We start from the raw sequence: 15,003 nt of genomic DNA, 5'->3' as shown, positions 1-15,003 counted from the left end.
GCCTCGCCGCCGGCATCTCCCCGCGCCAAGTCGCGTGGTGGCCCGGCTGGGTGGGCCCCCTACCTGCTAACGGCAGGTGCAGTGTGGCTGGCATGGCAGGTTGTCTTGCAGCCTGTCATTCAGCGCGCGCCTGCCGAGTTGGCGATCCAGGTCGCGCCAGGATCTCCTACTGTCCTTCGTCGAGCAGCCGAGACGAGACAGATCAGGGCAGCCGTCGAGGGCCAGTCCGCCGAGTCTGTGACACGCGCGAATGAGGACGCGGGCGTTTTGGGACGTGAAGCCCTGGCGCGCGCGCCGTTCGATGCCCGCGCTCTTCGCGTCGTGGGCCTGAGCGAAGCCAGAGCCGGTCGCGAAGCGCAGGCCGACGAACTTCTGACCTTGGCCGGAAACTGGTCGTTGCGGGACGATCCGGCCCACGCCTGGCTGGTCGATTATCGGCTTCGGCGGGGCGACTATGTGTCGTCTTTTGCCCATGCCGACACCCTCGCCCGTCGACGTGAGGCCATGCGCCCGAATATCTTCCGCCTGTTCACGACGGCGGCTACGGTCGATACCGAGCGCGCATTGCCCGTCATTGCCAAGCTGGTATCGGAACAGCCGTCGTGGCGGCAGGACTATCTGGACAGCCTGTATTCGACCACGGACGGTTTGCGCGTCGCCATCAACCTGGCCGTGGTTCTGGAAGCCGGACAGGCTCCTTTGAACAATGCGGAACTGCGGCAGCTATACCTGTATCTGATTGATCGCGGTCTACTCGATGGCGCGCGCACCGTTCGAGAGAGCCTGAATCGCCCGGCGATGCAGATTAGTGTCGCCAATGGCAACTTCGATGACCCGTCATCTCCAGAACCATTCCAGTGGCGCATAGCGCAGGGGGCCGGCATCGTCGCTGAAATTCTGGAAGATGATATTCGCTCAGCAGATCCAGCGTTGCGCGTTTCGTTCGACGGGTACACGGAAGAAACCATCGCCGAGCAACTGATGTTCCTGTCCGCTGGACAATACCGGATGACATTTGAAGCAAGGGCAGAAAATGGCGACCCCAACAGGCACCTGAACTGGACCGTCATATGCGCGCCAGGTGACAGGCGGATCATGAGGGCCCCCAGTGCTCCAGCAGGCGCACAAGTGTGGACGGCCGGGGCGGCAGAGTTTGTGGTACCTGACAACTGCCCCGGTCAGTGGCTACAACTTCGCTCGGTGCCTGATCAGAAGCGGGCAAACACGGTCGCATGGTACGACCGGCTCGTGGTCACAAGGATTGGTCCGTAAGCAGATTTGTTCGCGCTCAGCGAGCAACGGTTTCGCCTGAGAGCCGAAAATCGTATTGATTTGGCAACCTCCCACGGCTATACGAGTTCAGCATGCAACGCGGTCTTAGCCGCATAACGACTGTAAAAAGGGGATTCACCATGCGTAAGACTATCGCCGCCGTCACCGCCGGCCTGCTGCTCGTGGCGGGTCAAGCCGCTGCCGCCAACAACACCGCCGCTGCCCGCGTTGGTGACCGCGTGGGCGCCCGCGCCGATGCCGGTTCGGAATTCGCTGGCATTCCTCTGCCGGTCGTTCTGATTGGTGCCGCCGTGATCGTCGCGACCATCGTGGTCGCCACCGACGACGATTCGGAAAGCGATTAATCCATTCTTGCACGCGGGCGACTGCTGAATAGCTGACGTACGCGTGACAAGCAGGGTTTCGAAAAGCCAGTGGGATGCTGTTGCGATCGCAACAGTGGTCTTGCTGGCTTTTTCTTTTGTTTTCGGCGGTGCAAGTCGCGAGCACGCACTTCGGCTGGCGCTGGTGGAACTGGCGGCGCTGCCTCTTTTGGTTCTGGCCGCTTCTCGATTGATCCGGAGTGGTCAATGGCAGACTCATCGCTTCGTTCTGGGTCTGCTTGGGGCTATTGCCCTGATCCCTCTGGTCCAGCTGGTCCCGTTGCCTGCGGCCATATGGACAGGATTGGCTGGACGGTCCGAAATGGTGCTGGCCCTGGAACTGGCCGGTCTTGAGCCGGGCTGGCTACCGCTGTCACTTAGTCCCGACATAACATGGCAGGCCTTTCTGGCACTGCTGCCACCGATGGCGGCGTTTCTGGGGATTTTGTCCCTCCCGCAGACAACAACCTCACGATTTATCGGCTTCTACCTTATAGCCACAGTCCTCAGTGTCCTGCTGGGGGCAGCGCAGCTGGCCAGCGGCGGCCAACAACTCTATGTCTGGGCGACGACGGCGGCAGGTTCTGTCAACGGACTGTTCGCAAACCGGAACCATCTCGCGACACTTCTGGTCGCTCTATTGCCGTTCGCCGCTGTGATGGGGGCGGCTACCCTGAGGCGTCGGCACGACGATCGACGCCTGCCACTGTGGTTGGGTGCTGTGTTTATCGGCATCGTCGTCATCGGGCTTGCCGCCATCCGTTCCCGAGCCGGCGTCATACTCCTTGGACCTTCCATCATCCTCAGTTTGCTTGCGGCCTGGGTTGCAGCAGGACGGGGTCGACCCGGGCCAGCCCTGATGGGCTTGGCCGCTATCCTCGTCGTGGGATTAGTGAGCGTCTCGGCCGTGGCCCTTCCCCCGATCCTTGAACGTTTCGACAGCCAGTCGGCACCAGAGGGGCGATTTGAAAACTGGCCGATTGTGGCTCAGGCTTCAGACGATTACCTGCCCCTCGGCTCAGGCATCGGCAGCTTCGACGCCGTATTCCGGTCGGTAGAGCCCCTCGAAACCCTTGATCCCACCTTCTTCAACCAAGCCCACAACGACTACCTGGAAACCTGGCTGGAGGCAGGATGGCCGGCCGCTGCCCTGCTCGTCGGCTTCCTCATCTGGTACGGACGGCGCAGTTGGGCGGCCTGGCGGGCTGGAACCTCACGCGAGCGCGACCTGCAACGGGCAGCCAGCGTTGGGATTTTGATGATGTTGCTCCATTCGGCGGTTGATTACCCGCTAAGAACAGCGACCTTGGCAGTCCTGTTCGCGGTCTGCGCAGCCATGCTGGAAAAGGCGGGGCAACCCTCGGAACGTCAATCGATATCCTGATCTCCCAAGATGGGTTGTGGCAGCCGCGATCCATCGGCGGTATCGCTAATCCATGAGCATCGTAGGCCCCGTCCTCGTCACCGGCTCCGCCGGCTTCATCGGATTTCACACCGCCCGCCGCTTGCTGGCACGCGGTGAGACCGTGATCGGGATCGACAACTTGAACGCCTACTACGATCCCGCGCTGAAACAGGCGCGACTGGAGGTGCTGCAGGCCCTTCCAGGCTATCACCACTCTACCCTCGACCTGGCCGATCGTGCTGGCATGCGGGACCTGTTCTGCGAACACGTCCCACGCCGCATCGTGCACCTGGGGGCCCAGGCGGGCGTCCGCTACAGTCTGGAGAATCCTGAAAGCTACGTGGACTCCAACGTCGTCGGCTTCCTGACGATCCTGGAGGGAGCCCGGTCCGTTCAGGCGGAGAACCTCGTATTTGCTTCAACGAGTTCGGCGTTTGGAGCCAATGGCGCCCTGCCCTTCTCCGTGCGACAGGGGGTGGCTCATCCCCTCACCGTCTATGCCGCGACGAAGATCGCCAATGAGGCGATGGCGCACAGCTACGCCCACCTGTTCGGCTTTCCCTCCACGGCCCTGCGGTTCTTCACCGTCTACGGGCCATGGGGCCGACCCGACATGGCCCTGTTCAAGTTCACCAGGGCGATACTCGATGGCCAGCCGATTGACGTCTATGGCCACGGCGAGATGGAGCGGGATTTCACCTATATCGATGACATCGTCACGGGCGTCATAGGTGCGCTGGACCGACCGGCCGCGGTTGATCCGCATTGGGACGCCAACGCACCTAGCCCATCGACGTCCGGCGTAGCGCCCTGGCGGGTGCTGAACCTGGGGGCCGGACGGCGCGAGACGCTGATGCGGTATATCGAAGTGCTGGAAGAGGCTCTGGGCAGGAAGGCTGTTCTGAACCTGATGCCCCTACAGGACGGGGATGTCAGTCGGACCGAGGCCGATGTGACCGAGACGACGGCAGCCCTGGGCTATGCCCCCTCCACACCGATCGAGGTCGGAGTCCGCCGGTTCGTGGAGTGGTACCGGGATTTCTACGGCGTCTGACTAAGAAAGGGGCGGTGCCGTCGCCGACACCGCCCTTCCCTCTACTTTCGCAGACCGATCACTGGGTGACCGGCACACCCTCCGGCGTCACGACCTGAACGTCGGCAAAGCCAAGCGCGCGGATCTTCGGCTCGATCGTGGCGCGGTCGCCGACCACAACCCACAGGTCAGGGCCATCGCCGACAATGCCCTGGGCCGCCTGGGCCGCCTGGGCGGCCGTCATCGACCCGACCCGCTGGCCGTAGGTTTCGTAGTAGTTTTCCGGCACGCCCCAGACGACCATGCTCTGGAGCTCCCCGGCGATGGCGGCATTGGTTTCCCAATTACCCGCCATACCCTGGACCATGTTGGAGCGGGCGGCTGTGATTTCCTCTTCGGTCAGAGGGCGAGAGCCCACTACCTCGGCCAGCTCACGGCGCAGTTCAGCCAGGCTTTCGGCCGTCTTGTCCGACTGGACGCCCGCGCTGACCGAATAGATCCGCTCTCCACGAGCGTAGGGTACGCCGCCGCCTGCACCGTAAGACCAGCCCTTGTCCTCACGCAGGTTCATGTTGATCCGGCTGGTAAAGGAGCCGCCCAGGGCGGTGTTCATGGTCTCGATGGCGGGCTCGCTGGCCGGATCGAAGGCGGGCACGATGCGGCCGCCGAGGATGGTCGACTGCGGCCCGGCACGGTCCACGATCAGGATGCGCGGCTGGCCCGGCTCTGGCGCATCGGCCGGACCCGGCTTGGCGGGCATGGGCGTCGACGGGGCGCGCCAGTCGGCAAAGGCCCGCTCCAGCTTGGGTGTCAGTTCGGCCAGTGTGGTGTCGCCGACCACCACCAGGGTGGCGTTGTCGGGACGGACCCAGGTATTGTGCCAGGCCTCGGCGTCTGCAGGCGTCAGGGTGGCGACCGTAGCCTCCGTACCCGAAGACGGCCGGCCATACGGGCTGCCCGGACCCTGCAGCTGCTGGGACAGGATCCGCGAGGCGATGGCACCGGGGTTGCGGTTCGCCTGCTGGATGCCGGCAATCTGCATGGTACGGCCCCGCGTGAAGTCTTCCTCGCGGAAGGCTGGGTTCAGGATGACGTCGGCATACAGGTCCAGCGAGGGGTCCAGCCGTGACGACAGGGCCGTCATTGACACGCTGGTCGAGTTGGAGCCCGAACCAGCCCCCAGGGTCGCGCCCAGCAGTTGCAGACGGTCGCTGATCTCGATGGCCGTCAGGTCGTCGGTGCCGTTGGTCATGACCTGCGGCGTCAGCTGGGCAAGACCGGCCTGGGCATCCGTGTCGACCACCGCCCCGGCGTCGAGAACCAGGTTCATGCTGACCGTTGGGACGCTGTCACGCTGCACGAACATGACCTTCAGCCCATTGGACAGCTGGGCACGTTCGACGTTCGGGAAGACTGCGGCGGGCGCGGGCGGTGCGGGCGGCACGCCAGCCGAGCGATCCACCCCGGTCTGGGCCGTGGTAAAGTCCGGGAAGGGCTGGACCTCCAGGGCATAGCTGCCGTCGGTCAGCCAGCGTTGCCCGGCCTGGGTCAGATCGGCGGGACGGGCCGCGACCACACGCTGATAGCTTTCGCGCCAGGCCCCGGGATCGCCCAGGAAGACCTGGGATGCGGCCAGACGATCGGACTTGCCGCCGAAACCGCCAATTCGCTCCAGACCCCGGATATAGCCGGCAGCCGTCTGGGTACGGACACGCTCCAGTTCCTCGTTCGTGGGGCCATCGCGCAGCAGGCGGGCCATTTCCTCATCGATGATGGCTTCAATCCGCTCCAGATCGCCACCCGCCTTGGCCGTAGCGACGACGATGAATTGCCCGGCGATCTGGCGGCTGCCCTGGCTGGCCGCGACCTGCGTCGCCAGTTGCTCGTCGATGACCAGGCGCTTGTACAGGCGCGATGAACGGCCCGAGGACAGGACGTCGCCAAGCATGCCCAGATAGTCGCTGTCGGCATCGCCCGTCGGGGTGGTGTTCCAGACCTTGTAGAGGCGTGGCTGACCGACACGGTCGAACATGACCTCGCGCTGCTCGCCCACCATCGGCACGATCATCCGGCGTGGCTGGGTGACCGGAGGCCCGGAAGGGATGTCGCCGAAATAGCGCTCGACCTTTTCCCTGGCCTCTTCCGGGCTGATGTCGCCGGACAGGACGATGACGGCATTGGCCGCGCCATAGTAGTCGCGGAACCACTGTTGCACGGTCGGCAGGTCGGCGGCGTTCAGATCGTCCATTGAGCCGATGACCGTGTGGCCATACGGATGCTCGTCGGGCCAGGTGGCGGCGGTGATGGCGTTGAAGACGCGGCCATAAGGCTGGTTCTCGCCCTGGCGCTTCTCGTTCTGGACCACGCCGCGCTGCTCATCCAGACGCGCCTGGTCGATGGCCCCGAGCAGGTGGCCCATCCGGTCGCTCTCCAGCCACAGCAGGCTGTCCAGCGCCGTGGTCGGCACGTTCTGGAAGTAGTTGGTGCGGTCGGTGTTGGTGGTGCCATTCTGGTCAGTGGCGCCCAGCAGCTCGGTGCCCTTGAAGAAATCGGTGTTGAAGTTCTCCGAGCCGTTGAACATCAGGTGTTCGAACAGGTGCGCAAAGCCGGAGCGCCCCTCTGGTTCCAGGGCCGAGCCGACGTGGTACCAGATGTTCACCGCCACGATCGGGGCCTTGCGGTCCTCGTGAACGATCAGGGTCAGGCCGTTGTCCAGCACATAGCGGGTGTAGGGGATGTCGACGTCCGGCAGGGGGGCCAACTGACCCCGCGACTGCGGCGCAGCGACGGCGGTCGCGGCGGGCAGGGTCTGGGCCGACGCGGCCCCGGCCAGAATGACGCCGGCGGCGACACCGCCCAGCAAGGTGAGACGATGGGTCTTGCGCATGAAATGATCCCCTGTTGCCCGATCTGAAAGAACGCGGTGTCAAAGAGGTACCCGGCGACGCTTTCGACGCAAGACTGTAATTGTTGCAGTTTCGTAATCTGAAGCCGCCAGATCACGCATCAGCGAACATGTCGGGTCGGAATGTGCATGATTCCGGTCAGATGGCCTGACTCGCGCAGACGCGGGAGATTTATTTCGCCGCACACGAAATGATTTGCCTGTTGCGCCGCAATGGCATCCTATTCGGATCCGCGGCCATGAACGGGGTTCGGGCCGACCTCCTGTCGCCTCCTGTCCGGACCTAGCCTATGCTGAAAACCCTTCTCCGCGTCGCCTGTCTGAGCTTCATCGGCACAGCAGCAGCATCCCCTGCATGTGCGGCCCCCCTGCTGGATCATCAGGTCCCGCTGGTGCTCAACGAGGCGTCGTCAGCCTGGATCCTGACGTCCACGGCCCTGGTCCTGTTGATGACCCTGCCGGGGCTGGCGCTGTTCTACGGCGGCATGGTGCGGCGCAAGAACATTATCTCGACCATTGCCCAGTCCACCGCCTCTCTGGCCATCGTCACCGTGCTGTGGTTCGCCCTGGGCTACAGCCTGTCGTTCGGCACGGGGCCAGAGGCCATCAACGGCTACATCGGCGGCTTGCAGGCCGTGCTGCTGAACGGGGTTGGTACAGGCACGGCCCACAACCTCACCCCAGGATTGCCCGAATTCCTCTGGATCGCCTATCAACTGACGTTCGCCATCATCACACCGGCCCTGATCGCCGGGGCCTTTGCCGAGCGGATGAAGTTCTCGGCGACCATCCTGTTCTTCGTTTTGTGGCATCTGATCGTCTATGTGCCGATCTGTCATCAGGTCTGGGGCGGAGGCTGGATGGGGTCACTGGGCGTTCTGGATTTCGCTGGCGGGGCCGTGGTCCACGTCAATGCGGGCATTGCGGGTCTGGTCTGCGCCCTGGTTCTGGGTCCGCGCCAGGGCTTCGGGCGGGACAATATGGCCCCGCACAACCTCGCCCTTACCGCCATTGGAACCGGCCTGCTGCTGGTCGGCTGGCTGGGCTTCAACGGCGGCTCGGCCTGGGCCGCGGACGGCATTGCGGCGGTGGCGGCCTTCAACACCTTGCTGGCGGCGGCGGCGGCAGCCATCGGCTGGACCGCCATCGAATGGTTCGATCACAAGCGCCCGACCTTGCTGGGCATGCTGTCGGGGATCGTGGCGGGACTGGTCGGCATTACGCCAGCCGCAGGCTTCGTCGATCCCAAGGGAGCTTTCCTGATCGGCATCCTGTCCGGTCCGGCCTGCTATGCGGGCGCGGTCTGGCTGAAGCGCGCGTTGAAGTACGACGACAGCCTGGATGCCTTCGGCGTGCATGGCATGGGCGGCATCGTCGGGGCCCTGCTCACCGGGGTCTTCGCCTCAGCGGCAATCAATCCGGCGGGCGAAGGGGCCAACATCCTGAATCAGGCCATCGGTCTTGTGGCCGTGATCGCCTGGAGCGGGATCGGCACCTGGATCATCCTGATGATCTGCAAGTTCACAACCGGCCTGCGCGTCAGCCGTGAGGACGAGATCGAGGGGCTGGATTACACCCAGCACGGCGAAAGCATCCACCAATAACAAATGAGGCCGCCGGGCGATCTGCCCGGCGGCCTCCATTCATCAGCGTCAGGACGACTATTCGGTCGGGTCAGGCACCCGGCGGCGTGCTGGTGGCGGCCGGCGGCGCAGTCGGTGCGGTTTCCGTTGTCGGTTGGCCGGCAACGCCTTCGATAGGAGCCCCGACGGTGGCATTCGCACCCGCAGCGGGGGCTTCGCCCTCGGCCGGTGCGGCCCCATCGGCCGGAGCCGCAGCGCCGGGCTGACGGGTCGGGTCGGGGGCCGGAATGGCCAGGCTGGAGCCCTGCGAGCGCAGATAGGCGATCAGATTGACGCGGGTCGGGGTGTCGCGCAGGCCGGCGAAGGACATCTTGGTGCCGGGCACATAGCGGGCCGGGGCGGTCAGGAACTGGTCCATCTCGTCATAGCCCCAGATCGGAGCCTCGGCCTTGTGCGCCGTCATGGCGTCGGAATAGGCAAAGCCGGCACTGTGCAGGACCGGCCCGCCCAGAACGCCGTACAGGTTCGGGCCGATGCCATTGGCCCCACCCTGGTTGATCGTGTGGCAGGCCTGGCAGCGCGCGAAGGCAGCTTCACCGGCGGCCAGGTCGGCAGTCGGCAGGACTGTGCCCCAATCTGGAGCCAGTTCAGGCGCTTCGGCTCCTGCTGCGGCTTCTTCCGGCGCATCGACGAAATAGCCCATCTTCTCGGGCGCTTCCTGGTGATAGATCGCGCCCGCGATCTGCGGCACGGCGATGATGACCAGGGCGGTCGCCAGACCAGCGCCAAAGATCTTGTTAAACGTCAGATCGCCGCTCATGCGTAGGGTCGCATCCTGTTCAGTAGACTTAAGACAACGGCCGGACAGCGCACGCGATCCGGCATATTCTTGCGTGGCCGTCTCTTACACGCTAGCGCCGCCTTCGCAACGGGCCGCAAGCTGTTTTGAAGCGACCTGATAGCGCAGACGCGAGGCCATGCCGATGAATCCGCTGATACTGATACCCGCTCGCATGTCTGCGACCCGCCTGCCCGACAAGCCGCTGGCCGACATCGGCGGCAAGCCCATGATTTTGCGGGCCTGGGAGCAGGCCATGCTGTCCGGCCTGCCCGTCGCTGTGGCCGCCGGGGATCAGGCGATCGTGGACGTCATCGAGGCGGCGGGTGGCACCGCGGTGTTGACCGATCCGGACCTGCCCAGCGGGTCGGACCGGATTCGGGCGGCATTGAATGTGCTCGATCCCGATGGATCGCATGATGCGGTGATCAACCTGCAGGGCGACATGCCCTTCGCAGATCCCGGCCTGGCCACCGCCTGCGCCGCCCTGCTGCACGGCGAGCCGTCGTGCGACATCGCCACACTGATCGCACCGGAGGCCGACACCTCGGACCGCAGCAATCCCGATGTGGTGAAGGCCATCGTCGCCCTGACACCGGGCCACCATCATGGCCGCGCCCTGTATTTCACCCGCTCGACCCTGTACGGCGACGCGCCGGTCTGGCGGCACATCGGCCTGTATGGCTATCGCCGCGAGGCCCTGGAACGCTTCTGTGCCGCACCGCCTTCGCCGCTGGAAACCCGCGAAAAGCTGGAGCAACTGCGGGCCCTGGAGATGGGATTGCAGATCTGGGCCACCATGATCGAGGAGGCCCCGCTGTCCGTCGACAACCCGTCAGACCTGGAAGCGGCCCGGGAGATCGCCGCCAACCGCGCCTAGACCTCGAACCCGTCCACCCAGGCCTGAAGAAGTGTGCGGGCGATGGCGACGGGCGGCGGGGCCTTGATCGCGGGATGTCGCCCGGCCAGCACATCGGCAGCCTCACTCCGCGTCAGCCAGGCCACGGCTTCCAGCTCCGTCTGGTCCGGGCGCGCATCGTCCGAATCGACCTCGGCGATCAGGCCGATCATGAGCTGTGACGGAAACGGCCAGGGCTGGCTGGAGTGATACCGGACCGCCGTCACCGTCAGCCCCGCCTCCTCCTCGATCTCCCGCGCACAGGCCTCCTCAACGGTCTCACCCGGCTCCAGAAACCCGGCCAGGGCAGACATCCGCCCCTCGGGCCAGGCCGCCTGACGGCCCAGCAGGCAGATCGGTTCGGCACCGCCGCGATAGACGGGCAGCATGATGGTCACCGGATCGACGCGCGGAAAATGTTCGGTGCCGCAGGCCGGACAGACGCGTTTCCAGCCGCCGCACGCCGTCTCGCTCTCGGTCCCGCAGGCGGCGCAGAAGCCGTGACGGCGACGCCAGTCGAACAGCGACTTGGCCGCGCCTGCCATGGCGGCATCCGGGCCGCTGAGCAGACCCGCCGCCTCGCGCATCTCGTGAAACGCCCCCAGCCCCTGCAACGGCCCGCTGGTCGGATCGACCGATCCCTCGACCTCGACGGCAAAGACCGGTGCGTTCTTCCACAGCCCCAGGAAGAGCTCCCTATCCGGCACCACCGCCCGGGCGTGTGCAAGCGCCAGCCAGGCCAGACGCGGCTCGTCCCCAGCCTCCAGCAGCGGCCGCCCCTCCCACATAACCAGGGCCAAGGCGTCGTCGCGCGCACCCTGCTCGGCCAGCCAGTCGGGATAGCTGCGCCGATCGCCCGCCCGGTCGAGCGGATTGCCAGCGAATGTGTTGAGGGCGGTCAGGGACATGACCCTTCTCATAGCTTCACTCACCCGTCATTGTCGCGTGGGGGACTTCGATGTCAGACAATTCGGCTCAGTTCAGGCCTGCGGGCGACGATGTGTTCGGCCGTATCGCCGGACGTTACGACCGATTGTGCGACCTGTTCAGCCTCGGCATCCACCGTCTTTGGAAGTCGCGGATGGCGGATCGCATCGCACGTGAGCCGGGCCGCCACCTGCTGGACCTCGCCTCCGGCACAGGCGACATTCCGCTGAGGCTCCTGCGCCAGCTCGGACCATCCGCCTCGACCTGGCGCATCCGGGTTTCCGACATCTCGTCCGAAATGCTTCGGATCGCCCGTGGGCGACTGGCTCCGTTCGGGTCCAGCATCGAGATCGAAGACCAGAATGCGGAGCGGATCAATTCTCCCGACGGCTCCATCGACATCGTCTCCATGTCGTTCGGGCTCAAGATCGTCGATCGTTCCAGGGTGCTGCCCGAAGTGTTTCGTGTGTTGCGCCCCGGCGGCGTCTTCCTGTGTCTGGAGGCGTCCCGGATCGTCGTCCCCGGACTGCACCCGCTTTATCTCACCTACATGGACATCTGCACGCCACTCATCGGTCGCTTGGCCACGGGCGGAGACGCAAGCGCCTATGAGTATTTGCTGAGGGGTGTTCACGACTTCCCGGATCAGCGGGCGCTGAAGAAGGAACTGGAGCAGCACGGTTTCGAAGACATCACCTTCGAGAGCCTGTCGTTGGGCATCGTGGCCCTGCACCGCGCGATCAAGCCTTTCACATCTTGATCTCCGGCACTCGAACCGCGATATAGGCCTTGGAGATCGCGGGCGAAGGTTTCGCCAATCTGGTCAGGGCCGGAAGGCAGCAGCCACAACGAATTCCCCTTCGGGTCGCGGTCTCCACCCTCTCTCATTTTGTGCGCTAACGCTTACGACGCAGTCTCTCGCTGCTTGAGCGCATGGTTTGGGCGCTACCGCTCGCCGCTCACCGCTCGGCGGCTCGCTGCTTGAGCGCGAGATCGCAAACTCTTCACGGAACGCTCTGACGGCTCAGCCGCTTGTGAAGCTTCACCTCAAGGGAGCGATCAAATGAGCATTCTCGGCAAGATCATGGGCAGTATTTTCAAGCGCAAGCCGGACACTCCGACCGCTGCCGCGCCCACGCCCGCCGCACCGACGGCATCCCCTGCCGCTCCCGTCACCAACGCCGCCGCCACGGCCCCTCAGCCGCAGTCGGTCGATGTCGACGGCATCCTGGACTTCATGAACGAGCAGCGGGACCAGAAGCTGAACTGGCGCACCTCCATCGTCGATCTGATGAAGCTGACCGGCATGGACAGCTCGCTGGCCGAGCGCAAGGAGCTGGCGGGCGAACTGGGCTACACCGGCGACACCTCCGACACGGCCACGATGAACGTCTGGCTGCACAAGCAGGTCATCCAGAAGATCAAGGACAATGGTGGCCAGATCCGCGACATGACGGACTGATTTCACACGCGATGCGGTGAGGGGGTGCGCAGGTGCCCCCGACCGCGATAAGACTGTCGCCATGAGCGACGTCGACCCGAATCTGGATGGCCCTCCCTGGGAGGAGGACGCCCCCGAAAGGGATGAGAACACCGACGACATGTTCGGTTCGCCCGAGCCGTCCGGCATGCGCGAAGCCGAGGCGGCAGCCATTCCCGTGGCGGCGGAACCGGCGGCCCAGCCCGTTTCCGACGGCGGCCCGGCGGCTCATATCGACGACGGCGAGGCCTACACGGTTCTGGCCCGTAAATACCGGCCGCGCACCTTCGAGGACCTGATCGGTCAGGAGGCCATGGTGCGGACCCTCACCAATGCCTTCGCCACGGGCCGGATCGCCCACGCCTTCATGCTGACCGGGGTCCGCGGCGTCGGCAAGACGACCACCGCCCGCCTTCTGGCCCGCGCCCTGAACAACGAGACCGACGTCATCGACCGGCCGTCCCTGACCCTGACCGCCCACGGCCGGCACGACGCCGCCATCATGGCCGGCCAGCACATGGACGTGATGGAGATGGACGCGGCGTCCCACACCGGCGTCAACGACATCCGCGACATCCTGGAGAGCGTCCGCTATGCGCCGGTCGAGGCGCGGTACAAGGTCTATGTCCTCGACGAAGTGCACATGCTGTCGAACCAGGCGTTCAACGCCTTGCTGAAGACGCTCGAAGAGCCGCCGCCGCACGCCAAATTCATCTTCGCCACCACCGAAATCCGCAAGGTGCCGGTGACGATCCTGAGTCGCTGCCAGCGGTTCGACCTGCGCCGCGTCGAGCCGGAAATCCTGGTCGGTCATCTGGAGCGGATCGCCGAGCGCGAAGGCATGCGGATCGAGCAGGACGCCCTGGCCCTGATCGCGCGGGCGGCCGAGGGCTCCGTGCGGGATGGCCTGTCGTTGCTGGATCAGGCCCTGGTCCAGGGCGAGCGCGGCGAGACGGTCCAGACGACCACCGTGCGTGACATGCTGGGCCTGGCCGACCGGACCCAGACCATCGCCCTGTTCGAGGCCATCATGGCTGGCCGCACGCCCGAGGCGCTGGAGCTGTTCCGCACTCTGTACGGCTATGGCGCGGACCCGGTGCAGGTGACCAACGACCTGTTGGAACACTGCCACGCGGCCTCGGTCGCCAAGATGCTGGGGCCACAGGCGACGCGCCTGCCCAACGATCAGGCCCAGGCCCTGACCGCGCTGGGGGCCGTGCTGTCGGCCGGGACGCTGGCACGGGTCTGGCAGATGCTGCTGAAGGCGCTGGACGAGGTGCGCCGCGCACCCAGCCCGGCCGATGCCGTCGAAATGGCCATTGTGCGCCTGGCCTATGCCGCCGACCTGCCTGGGCCGGAAGAGGCCCTCAAGGCCCTGCGCGACGGCGAGCCGATGCCGGGGGGGCCATCGCCCCGAGGCGGCGGTGGCGGCGGTGGCGGTGGAGCTTCGGCCCAGTTGGCGGCGCGGCCGGTCGCGGCCCCTGCCCTTCCCGACCCGCAGACCTTCGAACAGGTCGTCGCCCTGATCGGCGAGAAGCGCGAGGTCGGCCTGCAAATGGACGTCCAGCGCTATGTGAAGCCCGTCGCCTTCAAGCCCGGGGCCATCACCTATGAGAGCGCGCCCGGAGCTCCCGTCGACCTGGCCCGCAAGCTCTCATCACGCCTGAGGGACTGGACCGGCCGGACCTGGCTGATCGCCGCCAACGGCCAGGGCGGCGGCGAGACCATGATCGAGATCGACCGCCGCAGGCGCAGTCAGGAACGCGCCGAGATCGAGGCCGACCCGTTTGTGACGGCGGTCATGGCAGCGTTTCCGGGTGCCGTGATCGGAGAGGTAAAGACCATCGCAGCCCCCGTGGCGCTTCCAGTCATTCCCGACGAGGCGATGGAGGAGGATTGATTGGCAGGGGGGCTGTTTCCGCAGGCGATCCCATCCTATCTATCCCCACATGAAAGACCTCAACGCCCTGATGCAACAGGCCCAGGCGATGCAGCAAAAGCTGCAGGACGCCCAGGCGAAAATGGCTGAAACCAGTGCCGAGGGCACCTCGGGCGGCGGCCTCGTCTCCATCGCCCTGAAAGGCCCCGGCGAGATCACGCGCGTGGTCATCGATGACAGCCTGCTGGTGCCCGGCGAAGGCGAGATCCTGGCCGACCTGATCGTGGCCGCCCATGCCGATGCCAAGCGCAAACTGGACGAGGTCAACAGCGCCCTGATGCGCGAGGCCGCCGGGCCCATGGCCGGGATGAACATCCCCGGCATGCCCAAGCTGTTCTGA

General features: G+C 65.4%; 13 protein-coding genes and 1 other RNA gene. 11 read left to right on the top strand and 3 right to left on the bottom strand.

Annotated elements, in window-relative coordinates; translation table 11 throughout:
• The first annotated feature begins 81 nt into the window (after positions 1-81).
• From AC4PRM_RS15500 to AC4PRM_RS15485, 4 genes are all read left to right on the top strand, one after another.
• Entirely contained in the window at positions 82-1,272 is a 1,191-nt protein-coding gene (locus AC4PRM_RS15500; protein WP_492040544.1) for a hypothetical protein, read from the top strand.
• A 140-nt stretch (positions 1,273-1,412) separates the two neighbouring features.
• Positions 1,413-1,637: a hypothetical protein gene (locus AC4PRM_RS15495; protein ID WP_373258815.1), complete on the top strand. Its 225-nt coding sequence runs from the start codon at positions 1,413-1,415 to the stop codon at positions 1,635-1,637.
• A gap of 43 nt (positions 1,638-1,680) precedes the next feature.
• The gene (locus AC4PRM_RS15490; RefSeq protein WP_492040543.1) at positions 1,681-3,039 is read left to right on the top strand and encodes an O-antigen ligase family protein; all 1,359 of its coding nucleotides are present in this window, start codon (positions 1,681-1,683) and stop codon (positions 3,037-3,039) included.
• Between the two features lie 58 nt (positions 3,040-3,097).
• The gene (locus AC4PRM_RS15485; protein ID WP_492040562.1) at positions 3,098-4,114 is read left to right on the top strand and encodes an NAD-dependent epimerase/dehydratase family protein; all 1,017 of its coding nucleotides are present in this window, start codon (positions 3,098-3,100) and stop codon (positions 4,112-4,114) included.
• Between the two features lie 58 nt (positions 4,115-4,172).
• Here the strand turns inward: AC4PRM_RS15485 and AC4PRM_RS15480 are convergent, their stop codons facing one another.
• Positions 4,173-6,980 carry a M16 family metallopeptidase gene (locus tag AC4PRM_RS15480; RefSeq protein ID WP_492040542.1) on the bottom strand — a complete coding sequence of 936 codons (2,808 nt, stop codon included), beginning with the start codon at positions 6,978-6,980 and terminating at the stop codon, positions 4,173-4,175.
• Positions 6,981-7,288: 308 nt separating this feature from the next.
• On the opposite strand from AC4PRM_RS15480, the gene AC4PRM_RS15475 reads away from it, so the two are divergent.
• Positions 7,289-8,602, top strand: coding sequence for an ammonium transporter (locus AC4PRM_RS15475; RefSeq protein WP_492040541.1), 1,314 nt, complete (start codon positions 7,289-7,291; stop codon positions 8,600-8,602).
• 70 nt (positions 8,603-8,672) lie between these two features.
• On the opposite strand, the gene AC4PRM_RS15470 is transcribed toward AC4PRM_RS15475, so the two are convergent.
• The gene (locus AC4PRM_RS15470; protein ID WP_492040540.1) at positions 8,673-9,401 is read right to left on the bottom strand and encodes a c-type cytochrome; all 729 of its coding nucleotides are present in this window, start codon (positions 9,399-9,401) and stop codon (positions 8,673-8,675) included.
• A gap of 163 nt (positions 9,402-9,564) precedes the next feature.
• On the opposite strand from AC4PRM_RS15470, the gene AC4PRM_RS15465 reads away from it, so the two are divergent.
• Positions 9,565-10,299, top strand: coding sequence for a 3-deoxy-manno-octulosonate cytidylyltransferase (locus AC4PRM_RS15465; protein WP_492040539.1), 735 nt, complete (start codon positions 9,565-9,567; stop codon positions 10,297-10,299).
• On the opposite strand, the gene nudC is transcribed toward AC4PRM_RS15465, so the two are convergent.
• Positions 10,296-11,225 (bottom strand): NAD(+) diphosphatase, encoded by a 930-nt coding sequence (gene nudC / locus AC4PRM_RS15460; protein ID WP_492040538.1) that lies wholly within the window; start codon positions 11,223-11,225, stop codon positions 10,296-10,298. The genes AC4PRM_RS15465 and nudC overlap by 4 nt on opposite strands.
• Before the next feature lie 50 nt (positions 11,226-11,275).
• On the opposite strand from nudC, the gene AC4PRM_RS15455 reads away from it, so the two are divergent.
• The 5 genes from AC4PRM_RS15455 to AC4PRM_RS15435 all read left to right on the top strand — a co-directional run bounded on the left by AC4PRM_RS15455 (position 11,276) and on the right by AC4PRM_RS15435 (position 15,003).
• Positions 11,276-12,004: a ubiquinone/menaquinone biosynthesis methyltransferase gene (locus AC4PRM_RS15455; RefSeq protein ID WP_373258828.1), complete on the top strand. Its 729-nt coding sequence runs from the start codon at positions 11,276-11,278 to the stop codon at positions 12,002-12,004.
• Positions 12,005-12,031: 27 nt separating this feature from the next.
• Positions 12,032-12,127: signal recognition particle sRNA small type (ffs, locus tag AC4PRM_RS15450), an RNA gene on the top strand.
• Between the two features lie 180 nt (positions 12,128-12,307).
• Positions 12,308-12,706, top strand: a complete 399-nt coding sequence (locus AC4PRM_RS15445) for a DUF3597 domain-containing protein (RefSeq protein ID WP_373258829.1) — start codon at positions 12,308-12,310, stop codon at positions 12,704-12,706.
• Positions 12,707-12,767: 61 nt separating this feature from the next.
• Complete coding sequence (locus AC4PRM_RS15440; protein ID WP_492040537.1) at positions 12,768-14,624, top strand: DNA polymerase III subunit gamma/tau; 1,857 nt, start codon at positions 12,768-12,770, stop codon at positions 14,622-14,624.
• A gap of 49 nt (positions 14,625-14,673) precedes the next feature.
• The gene (locus AC4PRM_RS15435) at positions 14,674-15,003 is read left to right on the top strand and encodes a YbaB/EbfC family nucleoid-associated protein (RefSeq protein WP_492040536.1); all 330 of its coding nucleotides are present in this window, start codon (positions 14,674-14,676) and stop codon (positions 15,001-15,003) included.

The sequence above is a fragment of the Brevundimonas sp. DW-iso22 genome (genome assembly GCF_058725425.1).
This window is presented reverse-complemented; position numbering and strand designations above follow the sequence as displayed.